Raw genomic sequence first — 16,039 nt, 5'->3', positions numbered from 1 at the left:
ACACTCATCCGATAAATACATCAATGGAGACAAGCCATGGATGAAGTCTTCGATTACATCGTCATAGGCGCGGGCTCGGCGGGCGGCACACTGGCTGCACGGCTGAGCGAGAACCGACAGCACAAGGTCCTGCTGCTGGAAGGCGGCGCAAGCCACAAGGATTTGCTGGTCTCCATGCCTTCTGGCTGGGGCCAGATGATCAACAGTTCCCGTTATTCCTGGGGGCACGAAACAGAGCCCGAGCAGTACGCAGCCAGGCGCCGCATCAGCCTGCCGCGAGGCAAGCGCCTGGGAGGCTCATCTTCCATCAACGGCATGATTTATGTGCGCGGCGATCGCGCGGACTTCGACAGCTGGGCTGAGCAAGGGGCGGCGGGCTGGAGCTATGACGAGTTGCTGCCCTACTTTGTGCGCACCGAAGACCAGCAGCGCAGCGAACAAGAATTCACCCGGCCCTGGCATGGGCGCGGCGGGCCGCTGACAGCGAACAACCTGCACAATCCCCATCCGGTATCGCTGGCCATGGTGCAGGCTGCCATTCAAGCCGGCATGCCCGCATGCAAGGATTTCAACAACGGCCATCCTGACGGGGCAGGGCTGTTTCAGGTCAATCTCAAGAATGGTCAGCGCTCGTCGGTGGCCAAAAACGCCATCGAGCCCGCCATGCGGCGGCTCAATCTGGATGTGCGCATGCAGGTGCTGGTCACCCGCATAGGTCTGGACGGGCTGCGCGCCAGCACGGTGCACTGGAGGGACAAGGCCGGCGCAAGCCATGCAGCTCGCGCAAGCAAGGAAGTCCTGCTGTGTGCAGGGGCCCTGCAGTCGCCCCAGTTGCTGATGCTTTCGGGCATCGGCCCGGCAGCGCACCTGCAGGAGATGGGGATCGAGGTCAAGGTGGATCTGCCCGGGGTGGGCGCCAATCTGCAGGACCATGCGATTGTCCCCATGTCCTGGCGCATGAAGGCCGGAACGCCCAGCCTCAACCGCTCGCTGCGCGGCCTGGGGATTGGCGCTTCGCTCATTCAGTACCTGTTGACCAGGCAGGGAGCCATGGCCATGCCAGCCTCGGAGTTTGCCGCATGGTTCCGCAGTGACTCCAGCCTGCCCTACAACGACATCCAGATTCACGGCCTGCCCGTGACCGGCGATATCGAGGGTTATATGCAGGGCGGCAAGAACTACCGCACCGAGGCCTTCCCCGGCATGACGATGGCGCCCTATCAGGTGCGGCCCTATTCACGCGGCCAGCTCAGGCTCAGGAGCAGCAAGCCCGAGGAGCTGGCCAGCATTCGCATGAACTATCTGCATGACGAGCGTGACCGCAAGGCGCTGCTCCATGGAGTACGCATGGCCAGCAGGATTGCCCACCAGCCCGCGCTGGCCGGCCTGATCGAAGCGCAGACGCGCCCGGCACCTGGCCTGCAAAGCGACGAGGAGCTTCTGGACTGGATCTCCATGTACATGGGATCGGGCCACCACGCCTGCGGCAGCTGCCGCATGGGCCATGCGGCCGATCCGCGAAGCGTGGTCACGCCCGACCTCCGGGTCAAGGGCGTGCAGGGCCTGCGCGTGATCGATGCCTCGGTCATGCCGCATCTGGTGTCGGGAAACACGAATGCGGCATCGGTGGTGATTGGCGACAAGGGCGCGGATCTGGTGCTGGGCCTGGCCCCGCCTGCTGCAAGGCGGTGGAGTGTGGCAGCCGTGCTGCCGGATGGCGCATGCGCCGCCGCCGCGGTCTGAGCTTTGGAAGAATGGGCGGAGACAAAAGATGAACTTCGATTTCAGTGACGACCAGAGCGCATTGCGCAACGAAATACGAAAATTCCTGACCAGGGAATCGCCGCTGACGCAGGCGCGTGCCTTGCTCGAGGGCGAGGGTCACCATGCCCAGGACGTATGGAGCGGCATGGCCCAGCTGGGTGTGAGCAGCCTGATGCTGCCGGAGGACTGTGGCGGTATCGGCCTCGGTGCCATGGAGATGTGCGTGGTGGCCGAAGAAGTGGGCCGCCAGCTCAGTCCCGTGCCTCTGGCATCGACCATGTATCTGGCGGTGCAGGCCGTCCTGCTATCTACACAGGAGCAGTCCGCGCAACGAAGGCAATGGCTGCTACCGGTTTCGGGTGGAAGCATTGGCTGTCTGGCAGCGCCGACGGACGGGCAGGAGCCGCCATACGCTCTGCCCCTGTTTGACGGCAAGACCTTGAAGGGGGAGTGTCCGCTGGTGGCCGATGGCATGGCCGCGCAATGGGGGGTGGCGCTGGCGCGCAATGCGATGGGGGCGGATGTGCTGGTGGCTTTCAGGTGTGACGGCTCGGTGCAGCGCAAGAAGCTCAAGACGCTGGATCCTTCCAAGCCCTATGCCTTGTTGCGCTTTGACGGCACGGCGGCCGAGCAACTTGACGGAGCCAGCAGCGCTGCCCAGGTGCTGTCACGCGTGCGCAATCGTGCTGCCGTCATGCTGGCCTTTGAACAGCTGGGAGCAGCCGACGCCGCGCTGGAGATGGCTTGCCACTACGCCAGGGAGCGCAAGGCCTTTGGCCGGCCCATTGGGTCTTATCAGGGCATCAAGCACAAGCTGGCCAATCTCTACACCAACAACCAGCTGGCCCGTGCGCATTGCTACTACGGAGCCTGGGCGCTGACGGCAGACATGGCTCTGGCTGATGGTGCGTCCGAGCTGCCCGGCGCAGCCGCCGCAGCACGCGTGAGCAGCACTCAGGCGCTGTCGGATGCTGCACAGGAAAACCTGCACACCCACGGCGGCATGGGCTATACATGGGAGCTGGATTGCCATCTGTTCTACCGCCGTGCGCGCCAGCAGGCCGTGGAGCTGGGCAGTATCCACGCCTGGCGCGAGCAGGTGGCGGCCGAGTTGCAAAAGCGGTTGCTTGCTCCTGCGAAAGAGACGATTGTGCAGAGCTCGGCTGCGACTGACCGCCAGTCCATGGACTTTGAGGACACGCCCGAAGAGGCCGCCTTCCGCGCCGAATGCCGCGCCTGGCTGCAAGCCAATGCCGAGCCCAAGGCCAATGCCGACGACTACTTCGGTCGTGACATGACTGCCGAGCAGCGCATGGAGGCAGCCCGGCTCTGGCAGGGCAAGAAGGCTGCAGCAGGTTTTGGTGCGATTACCTGGCCCAAGGTGCTGGGTGGCCGGGGCGGTACACCCATGCAGGAGCTGATCTGGCGCCAGGAGGAGGGCAAGGTCAAGGTGCCCACGGGCATGTTCAATGTCAGCCTGGGCATGGTGTTGCCATCGGTGATGGCGCACGCCAGCGCCGAAGTGCTGGCCCTGCATGTGGCACCGGCATTGGGCGGAAAAAACCTCTGGTGCCAGTTGCTGAGTGAACCCGGCGCAGGCTCTGACCTGGGCATGGTGCGTACCCGTGCCGAGCGTGCGACCGATGGCCGCGAGGGATGGATCGTCAACGGCCAGAAAGTCTGGACCTCTCTCGCGCAGTTTGCCCAGTTTGGTCTGGTATTGACTCGTACCAATCCCCAAGCCAGCAAGTTTGAAGGCTTGACCACTTTCTTCCTGGACATGAAGTCGCCGGGCATTACCGTGCGCCCGATTCGCCAGGCAGGGGGAGAGTCCGAGTTCAACGAAGTCTTCTTCGAGGACGTGTTCGTGCCCGATAGTCAGATGGTGGGCAAGCTGGGTGGTGGCTGGAAGGTCACGTTGACAGGCTTGATGGCAGAGCGCCTGGCCATTGGCGGAGTGATGCCCGCCGAGCTGTGGCGCACCACGGCTGGCTTGCTGGCCGATCATCGATTTGACGGCAGGCCGGCGCTGCAGGACGGTCGCCTGCGCGAGCGCTGGGCCGACCTCTATCTGAAGGAGCAGGCGCTATGGCTGCTGCAGTGCCGCGCTCTGACGGCGCTGAGCAAGGGTCGTCAGCCCGGCCCCGAAATGAGCGGCGCCAAGAACGTGGCCGCTGCCGCACTGCAGTCCTTTAGCTATTTCGCCATCGACTTGCTGGGCGAGCGAGGTGTGCTGGCCGCCAGCGAACTTGGAGAGCGTTTTGCCATGGTGGAGCGCCTGTGGTTCGGCTCTGCCGGTATGCGCATTGCGGGCGGTACCGACGAGGTGGTGCTCAACAGCATTGGCGAACGCGTGCTGGGGCTGGCTGCCGAGCCCCGTGCGGACAAGGACCTGCCCTTCTGCGAACTGCTTGCCTAGTGACTTGGCGCGGCACACCGCAATGTGCCGCGTCCTTTTTACTGGGCATACAAGACTCCATTCAATCCACGTGGCGGAGATCACGTTTTTCAGGAGACAGGAAATGAGTGCATCTGCTGTGGCCCGTGTGCCGCAAGCCGCTTCGGCCAGGGTGATGCCGGCCAGCAATGTGACGGGCTGGCGTCGTCACTATCTGCTGCTGGTGCTGTTGCTCGTCTATGGCGTGAGCATGATAGACCGTCAGATCATGGGGGTGCTGATTCAGCCCATCAAGCAGGAGATGGGGGTTTCGGACAGTGCCATGGGCCTGCTCACGGGTCTGGCCTTTGCTCTGTTCTACAGCATTCTGGCAGTGCCATTTGGCCGCTTTGCCGACCGTACCAACCGCCGCAACCTGATTGCCTGGTGCTGCGCCGGCTGGAGCGTTGCCACGGGTCTTTGCGGCATGGCGGTGGGCTTCTGGAGCCTGACGGCTGCTCGTGTGGGCGTGGCTGTGGGCGAGGCGGGCAGCACGGCGGCATCGACCACCATGATCGCCGACGTCTACCCGCCCGAACAGCGCAGCCGAGCCATGAGCGTGTTCAGCCTGGGCCCGCATCTGGGCTCGCTGGTGGGCCTGGGCGTGGGAGCCTGGATTGCCCAGCACCATGGTTGGCGTGCGGCCTTTCTGTGGCTGTCTGTGCCCGGCGTGCTGATCGCTTTGGTGCTGCGCATGACTTGCCGTGAGCCTGTGCGCGGCGCGCAGGAGGGGCGTGCCGTGGTGCAGGCAGCAACCGAGAAGTTCAGCGAGGTGATGTCAGCCCTGGTGCGCAACAAGGCGTTTGTGGGCCTGGGGCTGGCCAGCATGCTGATGGCGTTCTCGGGCTATGCGATCGGCATGTGGAATACCGCGTTCCTGGTGCGCTCCCACGGTCTTCAGCTCAAGGACGCGGGCGCCATCATGGGATTCATCGGCGGGCCGGGGGCGATTTTCGGGGCTTTGCTCAGTGGCTGGGTCACCGATCTGATGGCAAGGAGGGATGTGCGCTGGCAGATTGGCGTTCCGGTTCTGGGGACGCTGATTTCGATTCCGCTGGGGCTGGCTTTCTATCTGAATGACTCTGCGGGACAGTGGACGCTGGCCGGCTTGCAGATTCCGCATGCGATTGCCTACTACGGCCTGTTCTCCATCTTCTCCAGCTTCTGGGCCGCGCCGGTGTTTGCTGCACTGACCAATGTGATTGCCTCCAGCCGTCTGGCGACTTCTCTGTCCATCTACAACCTGCTGCTGACTGCAGTTGGCGGTGGTCTGGGACCTCTGACGGTGGGTTTGCTCAGCGATGCATTCATCGTTTGGGCGGGCAGTGAATCGCTGCGCTGGGCGCTGGTCTGCATGCTCGCCTTTTATGCGCTGGCACTGCTGATCTATGCCTGGACCATCAAGCCCTATGCATCGATGGTGACTGCGAAAAAGATCGCCTGAGGCGATCTGGAAACAGACGATGGAGAGAGTTTCCACTGAGATTGTGCTTTCTTCGACTAAGTCTTGGGAAATGCCATGGCGGAAGTTTTTTAAGGGTAGGTTCTGTTGGGTGCGGCTTGCCTATCTGCGAGCATGCCCCCTCGAAACCACAAGGGTCTGCACCAGGTTCAAGCGGACGATGAATGTGGACAGACCGTCGTCGAGCATTGCAGCACCTGCGGGACAAGTGGATTCGTAAAAACGGGAAGACAGACGGAGACAAGAGATGACACGGACCTTCAATCTGGCGGATATTTTTGAGTTGGTGGTGCAAGCTGTGCCGGATCGCATTGCCTTTGGCTGCGGCAGCCAGAAGCTCAGCTTCAAACAGCTCGATGAGCGAGCCAATCAGCTGGGCAATGCGCTGCGTGCGCGTGGCGTAGGACGGGGCGACAACGTCGGCATCCAGCTCTACAACTGCGCCGAGTATCTGGAGGCCTTTTTCGCCTGCTGCAAGATCGGTGCCGTGCCGGTCAACGTCAACTACCGCTACGTGGCCGATGAGCTTCAGGGGCTGTTCAACAGCCTGGACCTGCGCGGCCTGGTCTATGGTGCGGACTTCGATGCGTCGGTGCTGGAAGTCATTGCCCTGGTGCCCACTTTGCGTCTGGCGCTGCGGGTTGGCGAGGAGCGCCATGGCCTGCCCAGGACAGTGCAACCCTACGAGCGCGTGTTGGCCGAAGGTGGACGGGAGCTTACGGACGCCGAGCGCAGCGATGACGATATCTTCATGCTCTGCACCGGCGGCACCACGGGGTTGCCCAAAGGGGTGATGTGGCCGCATAAATCCTTGTTCATGGGGGCCTTGGGCGGTGGCGGCTATTACTTCCGCAGACCTCCCATCGAAAGGCCGGAGGAGCTGCTGCAACTGGTACCCAACGGCCCGGCACTGGCCTATCTGGCGGCGGCACCGCTCATGCATGGCGCAGCCATGTGGGCCACCCTGATCAGCCTGTTTTCCGGACATCCGGTCTATGTGAATGATCGCAAGAACTTTGATCCCGTACACATGCTGGATCTTATCGAGCATCACCAGATCAATGTGATGGCCGTGGTCGGCGATGCCATGGCCTTGCCCATCATCCAGACGCTGGAGAAGAACCCCGGGCGCTGGCCTCTCAAGTCACTGATGATCTTCGGCAACGGCGGTGCCGTGTTCTCGCGTCATCTGCAGGAGCGGCTGCTGGTGCAGGTGCCTCATCTGGTGCTCAACAACGGCATGGCCAGCTCCGAATCCGGTGTCTTGGGCGGAGGGGAGAAAACGCCCGAGGGCGAAGGCTTTATGCGCATCTCGCCGCGTCCCGACCTCAGCGTGATCTCCGAAGATCTGCGCATTCTGACGCAGCCAGGTGAGGAAGGCATTCTTTCGCGCCGTGGTCACATGCCCCTGGGCTATTACGGAGATCCCAAGAAAACGGCCGAGACCTTTGTGATGGTCGAGGGCAGCCGCTGGGTGTTGACAGGGGACAGGGCCCGCATCGACACCACGGGTGAATATGTGGTGCTGGGCCGTGGTTCGCAGTGCATCAACACAGGAGGCGAGAAGGTTTACCCCGAAGAGGTGGAGGAAACCGCGCGCCGCTACCCGCCGGTTCAGGATGTGGTGGTCGTGGGCTTTCCTGACGAACGCTGGGGCAGCAAGGTGGTGGCCGTGGTGCAGGTGCAGCAGGGCCACGAGTTTGATCTGCAGGAGTTCGAAAAGATCTGCCGCAGCAATCTGTCGGGCTACAAGCTGCCGCGCGCCGTGTATCTGGCCACTGAAGTCAAGCGCAGCCCGGCAGGCAAGGCGGATTACCGCTGGGCCAAGGCCTATGCGGCGGAGCATGAACCGCTGAGCGCCGTAGCGGCCTGAACCGGAGGGAAGAACAGTTACAGACAGCACAAGGGATACCCTGTTCGTCGCGCCTGACGACGGGATTTAAAGGAGGCTCCGGCCTCCTTCTTTTTTTTATCTTCAGCGTGGCGCAGCGCAGATCCGGCGCGCAGTCTTCTCGGACTTCAGGGCCACAAAGGCTTTGGCTTGCGTGTCATAGCGGTGTGCAATCACATACCGGCTGCAGCGATCCGAATACCGCGCGCAGGCCTGCATGGCAATGCAAAGATGGGGCCCGTTCCCCCAGACCTTGGCGGGCGGCCGGTCGTAAATGCCTTCGTACAGCGTCTGCTCCTGCGCTCCCCCGTCATTCCATCTGGCCACGATTTCAGAAGAGAAATGGTCAAAGCCTGCGCTGCTGTAGCCCACCTCGTAGTCAATCGTGCCCAGCCTGGTGATGGAAGTGCGGCCCGTGACCTGCTTTTCCCAGGCCGCAGCTTCCTGCGCGCTGCAAGGCATGACGCAAAAGCTCAGCAGCATGAGCCAGATCTGAGGCGGGATACGGAACTTGCGCAAATGCATGGGGTATGGACGTGGAAGATGACGGGGTCACTATATCGCTGGCATCCGCATGGAGTGAACACGATCTGCTCGATGTGCCTGCTCAAGGCGCTTGGTCGAGGCGCCCTATTTCTGCGAAGGAGGCCAGGGAGGATGGCTGCTCGCAAGCAGGGCGGGTCTGACGGATTGGGGCCGTTTTTGGATGAGGAGGGGATGAAAAACGAGCGCAGGCCTCAAGAGCCGGGTTCGAGGCCTGGGGGTAGGATCGGCAGCGCTCAGTTGGCCCTGTGCTCGCTGCGCTTGAGCAAGCGGCCCGGCAATGCATCGGTGGCCATGCTGTCGCGGTAGGTAATCTGGCCGGACTTGATGGTGTAGCGATAGCCCTGCGCGCCTTGCAGGAAGCGCTTGCCGCCGGCGGGCAGGTCGCGAGCTATGTGCGGCGGCAGAATTTTGAGTGCCTGCAGATCGATGAGGTTGAGATCTGCCAGTTTGCCGACCTGCAGGACTCCTCGGTCGGCAAAGCCGTAGAGCGAAGCCGGCCGCTGCGTCAGCATATGGACGGCCTGCTCGATGCTGAACAGGCCGCGCTCGCGCACCCATTCGGTGAGCAGAAAGGTCGTGGCGCTGCCGTCGCAGATGGTGCCCACATGGGCACCGCCATCGCCCAAGGCGGGTACGGTGTGGGGATGGCCGAGCAGCTCGTGCAGGGCGCTGCAGTCATGGTCCAGATAGTTGGCCATGGGCAGATAGACCAGTGCCTGACCTTCATTGCCCAGCATGAAGTCATACATCCAATCCAGCGGTGGCTGGCCGGCTGCGTCGGCCAGAGCCTGAACCGAATCGCCTTCTTGCGGCAGATAGTTGGGCTCTTGGCCGCTCCAGGGGTACATGCCCGCAAAGTTCTGGCCGAAATACTCCATGAACAAATGGGGATTGCGGTCCTTCTCGCCGAGGATGGCGCTGCGCGTGCCTGGTCGGGACAGCTCTTTGATGCGTTCTGCCGGGCTGAGCTGTGCCAGCGCTTCATAGCTGGGCTTGCTGGAAAAGGGGTTCAGGCTGCATTCAAACCCCATGAGTACGCCCACAGGGCGGTTGAGCACCTGGCCCATGATGCGCAGCCCGCCGGCATTGGCTGTTTCAATATGCTGCAGCAGCTCTCGGTGCAGCTGCGGGCGGTGCGGATACTGAAGCACGGTGAGAGTGCCGGCGCAGCCCGTGCCCTGACTGACGCGTGTGAGGATGCCGAATTCGTCCTCGATGTGCTCGAAGTCCGAGATCATCTGGAAGACGCTGTTCGGATAGCTCTTGAGCGAGAGTCCCAGCTCCAGCAACTCCTCGCTCACGGCCTGGTACATGGGGGTGAAGTCCCCCGACTTGGAGCGGTGGGCCATGGTGCGCGAGGTTGACAGACCAACGGCACCGGCGGCCAGACCTTGCTTGATCAGCTCCTGCATGGTGCCGATGTCCTCGGCATTGGCCTGCTCGCGCCGTATGGCGCGCTCTCCCATGGCATAGACGCGCAGCGGACCGTGAGGCAGCAGGGCTGCAATATCGATGTCGTAGTGCCGCCCTGCCAAGGCTTGCAGATACTCAGGAAAGCTTTCCCAGTTCCAGGGCAGGCCTTCATGCAGCGCGGTGTCGGGGATGTCTTCCACGCCCTCCATGAGCGCAATCAGCGTGTCGCGGTCCTCGGGCCGGCAGGGGGCAAAGCCCACGCCGCAGTTGCCAATCACTGCGGTGGTCACGCCCTGCTGGGAACTTGGCCAAAGCCTTTCATCCCAGGTCGCCTGACCGTCAAAGTGGGTATGCACATCCACAAAGCCCGGTGTCACCAGCAATCCGTCGGCATCGATTTGCTGCGCGGCGGCTCCCAGGTCTTGGCCGATGGCGGCGATGCGCCCGTTGCGCACGCCAAGGTCTGCGCGGTAAGCAGGGGCGCCGGTGCCGTCCACGATGCGGCCGTTGCGGATCAGCAAGTCGAAATGCGGCATGTGTCAGTCTCCTTGAGGTTCTGGCATGCGGTCGAGCCCGCAGCCGCATTCCATTAAGAGGCAATCCGCACCCAAGGCCAATCCGGGTTAGGGAATCGTCCGTTGGGACGATGTGAGGGCGGCTGCTCATGACCACGATGCTCAAGGCGGCGCCATCGGACTGGACATGGATGCGGCCGCGATGCGAGACGTGCGCAAAGACCTGCTCCCGCGCTCCTTCCGTCCGAGGGCAGACAGCGCTGCTGAGGCGTGAACAGCGGCGAGAGCCATGACGTGATGCAAAAAACCAAGAAAACAATGACAAACAAAAATCATCAAAGCTCATCAAGAGTGTATGTGCTGGCGCTGCTGACGGCCTTGTCTGCCCTGACCTTCATGGACAGGCAGATCCTGGCTGTGCTGCTGCAGCCCATCAAGCAGGAGTTCGGCTTCTCGGACCTGCAGATCGGCCTGATCACCGGACTCGGTTTTGCGCTGACGTTCGCAGTGCTGGGCATTCCTCTGGGACGACTGGCAGACAGAAAAGAGCGCCGCAGCCTGATTGCCTGGTGCCGTGGCGTTGGTGGCAGCGTGGCGGCGCTGGGCGCGCTGGCCACTGGCTCGGGTGGACTGACTGCATCGCGCGCCGGTGCCGCATTGGGGGATGCCGGTGGCGGCGCTGCGTCCATGTCCATACTGGCCGATCTGTACAAGCCCCATGAGCGCTCGCGTGCCATGAGTGTTTTTGGTGTCGGCAATGCGATGGGCGCCTTGCTGGCTTTGCTTCTGGGGCCGTTGTTTGCCGAGTGGTGGGGGTGGCGTGTGACCATGGTCATCATCGGTGTGGCCATCATGGTCTTGTCCCTGGTGCTGCGCCTGAGCATCAGCGAACCCGTTCGGGCCATCGCGCAGGTGATCTCCGAGCCGCAGGACGGCCGGCAGCAGGCCAAATCTGCCGTCGCCTTGATATGGAGAGAGCCCGTGACCCGATTTCTAATCGTGGGCGCTGCTTGTGTCCTGATCGCGGGAATCTCGATCGGCGCCTGGAATGTGGCTTTGCTTGCGCGGCGTTTCGATCTCAGTCTCAAACAGGCGGGGACGATTTCTGCAGGGGCCGCTGTGCTCTCGGTCTCGGGCAGCCTCTTTTCTGGCTGGTTGACGGACCGGCTGGCGCGCAGCGATGTGCGCTGGCAGATTCGCATCCCCGTGATCGGCACCAGCCTGGCCATGGTGCTGGGTTTCGGCTATCTGCTGGTGGGCTCGGACATGTTCATGCTGTCCATGGCCTGCATGTTGATCTATTCGTTCTTCACATCCTGGTGGGCTCCGGCCACCTACGCTGCCTTGAGCCTGGTCGTGCCGACCGAGCGGCGCGCCACGGCCAGCGCCATGGTGCTGATGGCCGGAGCCCTGCTGGGCAACGGAGTGGGGCCTATTGTGGCCGGCTGGCTCAGTGATGTGCTCAACACTGTTGCGCCCGGCGAAGGCCTGCGCTATGCCATGGCGATCATGATGTGCACGCTGCTGCCCGCGGTATGGGCGTTTTACCGTGCTCTGCAGCATTACCCCGGCGCCTATCGCAAGGCCCACGCGCCCGTGGTCGCTGCCGCATGAAGGCGGAAAAAGTGACCGAGAAGGATTCTTGCGTCGTCTGGAAGATGATCTATCTGGCGCGGCGCAACCCGGCGCTGCGCCCGGAGGAGTTCGCGCAGGCATGGCGCGAGCATTCCGCGCTGGGCCGCCAGTGTCGCAACGTGGGCCAGCGCGTCAAGGCCGTGGCCCAGTGCTCACGACATCTGCAGGCAGATGCCGCAGAGCTGGGCAAGGACTATGACGGCGTCAACCTCATGGTGCTGGCCGAGCGCGAAGCGGGCTCTGCGATCTGGAGCGACCCCGAAACTCTGGCCGTCATGCGCCCCGACGAGCCGCGCGTGTTTGCCGACTATGTTCGCAATTTCTCGCTGCTATGCCGTCAGCAGGTGTTGCGTGGCAGCCTGTGCACAGATGTCTTGCCGCAGCATAAACAAGTCATGTTGATCGGCTTTTTGCAGCGCAGCGACGTCTGGCGCGGGGCTGCGGCCTTGCCGGAGATTTGTCCACCGCAGTGGCAAAGCCTTGCCCTGGGCCTGGCCAGCCGCATTGTCTGCAACACCGTCGATGAGCAGCCTCCTTCCGGCTACGGCTACCGCCATGTGGTCGAGTGGTGGTTTGACACGGTGGAGCAGGCGCAGGCGGCAGCGGCTTCACTCGATGTCTCGGCCCGTGCGCAGGACGGCGAGTTCGGCTGGGGCGAGCATGTCTTCATGCTGACGGAGGTGACACATGCCAGACCTTGAGGGATTGAAAAGATAGTAGCTGCTTGCGCTTTATGAATAAGGATTTCAATATGTTTTGTATTGAATTTCCATGGAGATAAAGCGCTGGAAGCTATGGTTTTAAAAGGCAGACCTTCACCCCGACAAAAAAAGGCCCATGCAAGCGCATGGGCCTTTGGCCTTGGAGATTCTCGGGATCAGGCCGTCGCTTCCTCGGCTTCCTGGGTATAGGCCACCATTCCGCGAGGAATGTACCTGCCTTCGCACTGGTCCAGATACTCGGCCGCCTTGGCGCGGGGGTTGTAGAACTGCTTGTACCAGATGCGGGCCTTGAGGAAGGCGCCGTCACTGGGGATGAACAGCGGGTTCAGGCAGGGCGCCTTCTGAGACCAGACTTCGAAGTCCTGGGCAAAGGCCAGGCGGCTGGCCTCCTGGTACTGTTTGGCCGCGATTTCGTCCGCCTTGGTGGGCAGGCCGCCGTGTGCAGTCTTGACCAGCAGGTTGTGCCAGACCTTGATCCTGCCGTCCTCGATGGGGGTGTGCATGATCATCATGAAGGAGTTGAACATGCCGCTGACCTTGGAGACCAGGATGGAGGGGCCGTGGTACCAGGTGTCGGTGTGCAGATCGGCGCTGGCGCCGCCTTCGCCCACCAGGGTGCGGTGACCGCCGCACTGGCGCTGGATGGCGTTGTGGCCCTTGAACTCGTTCTCGAAGCGTGCCACGGTGGAGCCGTGGATGGGGCTCAGATGACCATAGTCGGCAATATTGTCCACGACCTCCATGGGGTGCTGGTTCAGCTCGCCCAGGTAGTCCCACTGGCCGTTGACATAGGTCTCGTCATGCCAGTCGCCAAAAGTGGGCAGATCGTAGTCGGGCTCGCCGCCTTCGGGATCGAACCAGACCCAGATGGCTCCGTACTGCTCGACAACCTTCCAGCTCTTGACCGCAGCCGCTGCCGGAATGGCTCCGTCGTGATAGGGGATGTGGTTGCACTTGCCGTCCGCGCCGAAGCGCCAGCCGTGATAGGGGCAGCGGATGCCGTCGCCTTCCACATTGCTGCCGCCGCCGTCGATCACCACATAGCTGGTGGCATTGGGCGCTGCCAGATGGGTCTTCATATGGGGGCAGTAAGCGTCCAGCAGCACGACCTTGCCGCTTTCGCGGCCACGGTACAGCGCGAAATCCTGGCCGAAGAAGCGCACGGCCACGGGCTTGTGGGTGTCGAGCGCCTTGGCCTCGGAAATCATGAACCAGCCACGTGGGTAGGTGAATTCACCGAGGCGGTAGTCCTTCGTGGTTGCCATTGCAGAGGTCTCCGTATTTAGTTTTGGACGGATGAATCTTCTGGCAAGCGGCGTCGCCGCGCATACTCTGTTTGGACGAGTGAAGGCGCGGCTTTGATCTGGCGCAAACCGCACAGGGTTTGCCCTTGGTCGGGTGTTTGCGCACGCTTACCTGCGGCTCACATGGTCGCAGCCACGCGCTCTTTGTGAAGTGGTTGCAGGTCAATCATGGTGTAACTCTTGGCCAGTGGCAGAGCGTCTTTCTCAGTGCCCAGCCAGAACAGTGCCGCCGCAATTTCTTCGGGGGTGGAGGCACCATAGCGCTGAGCCAGCAGGCCATCGTCGCCCAGCGTGGCCTTGACGGCCTCGGTGCTCACCACGCCGGGGTTGACGCTGAAGGCGCGCACATTCTGCTGCTTGTATTCGGTGTTGATGCAGCCGGCCAGGCGCGCGATGGCGGCCTTGGAGGCTCCATAGGCAAAGCCCCAGCCGCCCTGGTCGGCGGGCACGGGCGGGTTGTACTGGCCCGCAGCCGAGCACACATTGATGATTCGGCCGCCGCCTTGTGCCGCCATGGCCGGCAGCAGGCGCTGAGCCAGATGGAAAGGGGCGATGACATTGCCCAGCATGGAGCGCTGCAGCGACTCGGCCGTTATCTCGGGGATCAGATGGTTGATTTCGCGGTTTTGGTAGACGGCGTTGTTGATCAGCAGATCGACACGGCCAAAGCGTGTCAGCACGGCGTCGGCGGCCTTGTCCAGGCTGCTCAGGTCCATCAGGTCCATGACATGCGGAAACACCTCGCCCCCAGCGGCCTCAATGGCCTTGGCTGTGGACTCCAGACTGCCGGACAGAAGCTGGCCGTTGGGCAGGCGCAGCTGGTTTTCCATCTGCGCACCTTCGGTCAGCGTGCGGGCGGTGATGGCCACGCGCCATCCCTTGGTGGCAAAGAAGACGGCGGTTGCAGCGCCAATGCCGCGGCTGGCACCGGTGATGAGAACTACGGGTCGGCTCATGAGAGTCTCCAATTTTTGATGATCAGGCGGCATTCATCTGCAACTGCTGCAGGCGCTGCTTATAGGGGCGGATGGCCAACGCGAAGAAAAGCGAAGTGATGACTAGCAGCGAGGTCACGCCCATCAGCGCCCAGCGCAGGCCTTCGGAGCCATGGGTCCGGGCAAAGTAGTCCGACAGAATGCCGGTTACCAGCGGACCAAGGCCCACGCCCAGCAAGGTCATGAAAAGATTGAGAAGTGCCGAGGCGACGCTGCGTTCGGCTGCAGTCACCATCTGGCTGACGGCGCTGTATGAGAGCGTGGCAAACCAGCTTGCAAAAAAGCCGAACAGCAGGGCAAATGCCATGGCATAGGGGACCTTGATGCCGGCAACCGTCCAGAAGTCGGATACAGGCCAGAAAAACACGGCGACGCCTGCAGGCACGGCGCAGAAGGTGCCCATGGCGGCCAGACGCAGCTGCCAGCGCGAGTCGCGCTGGGTCAATCTGTCGCTGAGCCAGCCGCAGAACATGGCGCCGAAAACGGCACCCAGGCCGCTGGCCAGGCCGAACACCAGGCCGGCGTGAGAGATGCTCATGCCGTGAATGCGCATGAAAAAGCTCGGCGCCCAGACACCGTAGCCATAACCTGCAATACCGGCCACGCCGCAGGCGATGCAGATATAGCGCAGCGGCGCCATGCCCAGCAGGCGCTTTATCTGGCGAAACATGGATTCGCGCGGAGCACTGTCTTGAGCTGCAGGCTTGATGCTTTCATAGGCGCCACGTGCCGGCTCCTTGACAAAGAAATACACCAGCAGCGCAAGAATGACGCCCGGAATGCCGAAGGCGAGAAACACGGAGCGCCAGCCGTAATGCTGGGCCACCATGCCGCCTATGACCAGTCCCAGCAGCGTTCCCAGGTTGGGTCCCATCATGAACAGACTGATGGCAAACGAACGCATCTTGGGAGGATACAGATCCGAGACTATGGACACCGAGGGCGCCATGCCGCCGGCTTCGCCCACGGCCACGCTCATGCGGGCCAGCAGCATGTGCCAGTACTGGGTGGCCATGCCGCAGGCAGCGGTGGCAAGGCTCCAGATCCCGCAGCACAGGGCCACGATGTTGCGGCGGTTGCGTGTGTCGGCCAGACGCCCCACAGGCACACCCAGCATGGCATAGATCAGACCGAAGGCCAGCCCCGTGAGCAAACCCATCTCGGTATCGGAGGCGCCGAATTCCTGTTTGACGGGCTCCAGCAAAATAGACAGAACCTGTCGGTCAATGAAGGAGAAAATATAGACCAGCGCCAGCAGGGCGAGGCTGAGATGAGTGCGCCAGCTGACGGCGGGAGGCGGAGTTTGAGGGGTGTGCATGCGCTGCATCGTGCGAGGGGCTTAGGGTTATGCCATC

General features: G+C 62.5%; 11 protein-coding genes. 6 read left to right on the top strand and 5 right to left on the bottom strand.

From position 1 onward, the window contains the following. Nucleotides 1-36 precede the first annotated feature (36 nt). The 4 genes from AAIL66_RS11770 (at nt 37) to AAIL66_RS11755 (ending at nt 7,536) form a co-directional block, all read left to right on the top strand. Nucleotides 37-1,743 carry a GMC family oxidoreductase N-terminal domain-containing protein gene (locus AAIL66_RS11770; RefSeq protein ID WP_343496814.1) on the top strand — a complete coding sequence of 569 codons (1,707 nt, stop codon included), beginning with the start codon at nt 37-39 and terminating at the stop codon, nt 1,741-1,743. A gap of 28 nt (nt 1,744-1,771) precedes the next feature. Further along, entirely contained in the window at nt 1,772-4,183 is a 2,412-nt protein-coding gene (locus AAIL66_RS11765; protein ID WP_343496813.1) for an acyl-CoA dehydrogenase, read from the top strand. Nucleotides 4,184-4,286: 103 nt separating this feature from the next. Further along, nucleotides 4,287-5,645: an MFS transporter gene (locus AAIL66_RS11760; protein ID WP_343496812.1), complete on the top strand. Its 1,359-nt coding sequence runs from the start codon at nt 4,287-4,289 to the stop codon at nt 5,643-5,645. 265 nt (nt 5,646-5,910) lie between these two features. Beyond that, nucleotides 5,911-7,536 (top strand): AMP-binding protein, encoded by a 1,626-nt coding sequence (locus AAIL66_RS11755; protein ID WP_343496811.1) that lies wholly within the window; start codon nt 5,911-5,913, stop codon nt 7,534-7,536. Nucleotides 7,537-7,638: 102 nt separating this feature from the next. Here AAIL66_RS11755 and AAIL66_RS11750 read toward each other — a convergent pair whose 3' ends face one another. Together AAIL66_RS11750 and AAIL66_RS11745 are read right to left on the bottom strand one after the other, a co-directional pair. Beyond that, nucleotides 7,639-8,079, bottom strand: coding sequence for a hypothetical protein (locus tag AAIL66_RS11750; protein WP_034378327.1), 441 nt, complete (start codon nt 8,077-8,079; stop codon nt 7,639-7,641). Nucleotides 8,080-8,333: 254 nt separating this feature from the next. After that, entirely contained in the window at nt 8,334-10,049 is a 1,716-nt protein-coding gene (locus tag AAIL66_RS11745) for an amidohydrolase family protein (protein WP_343496810.1), read from the bottom strand. A 297-nt stretch (nt 10,050-10,346) separates the two neighbouring features. On the opposite strand from AAIL66_RS11745, the gene AAIL66_RS11740 reads away from it, so the two are divergent. Both AAIL66_RS11740 and AAIL66_RS11735 read left to right on the top strand, forming a co-directional pair. Further along, nucleotides 10,347-11,642: an MFS transporter gene (locus AAIL66_RS11740; RefSeq protein WP_233425230.1), complete on the top strand. Its 1,296-nt coding sequence runs from the start codon at nt 10,347-10,349 to the stop codon at nt 11,640-11,642. Beyond that, entirely contained in the window at nt 11,639-12,364 is a 726-nt protein-coding gene (locus AAIL66_RS11735; protein WP_343496809.1) for an EthD domain-containing protein, read from the top strand. Before AAIL66_RS11740 ends, AAIL66_RS11735 begins: the two co-directional genes overlap by 4 nt. A 176-nt stretch (nt 12,365-12,540) precedes the next feature. Here the strand turns inward: AAIL66_RS11735 and AAIL66_RS11730 are convergent, their stop codons facing one another. The 3 genes from AAIL66_RS11730 to AAIL66_RS11720 all read right to left on the bottom strand — a co-directional run bounded on the left by AAIL66_RS11730 (nt 12,541) and on the right by AAIL66_RS11720 (nt 16,002). Next, nucleotides 12,541-13,650, bottom strand: a complete 1,110-nt coding sequence (locus AAIL66_RS11730; protein WP_034360249.1) for a Rieske 2Fe-2S domain-containing protein — start codon at nt 13,648-13,650, stop codon at nt 12,541-12,543. Between the two features lie 158 nt (nt 13,651-13,808). Further along, entirely contained in the window at nt 13,809-14,645 is an 837-nt protein-coding gene (locus AAIL66_RS11725; RefSeq protein ID WP_343484396.1) for an SDR family oxidoreductase, read from the bottom strand. A gap of 22 nt (nt 14,646-14,667) precedes the next feature. Beyond that, nucleotides 14,668-16,002 carry an MFS transporter gene (locus AAIL66_RS11720; protein ID WP_343496808.1) on the bottom strand — a complete coding sequence of 445 codons (1,335 nt, stop codon included), beginning with the start codon at nt 16,000-16,002 and terminating at the stop codon, nt 14,668-14,670. Nucleotides 16,003-16,039 lie beyond the last annotated feature (37 nt).

Source organism: Comamonas sp. F1-6, from assembly GCF_039581415.1.
In the GTDB taxonomy this organism is placed as follows: Bacteria; Pseudomonadota; Gammaproteobacteria; order Burkholderiales; family Burkholderiaceae_C; genus Comamonas; species Comamonas thiooxydans.
Note: the sequence above shows the minus strand (reverse complement) of the source record. Positions and strands in the feature narration are given on the sequence as shown.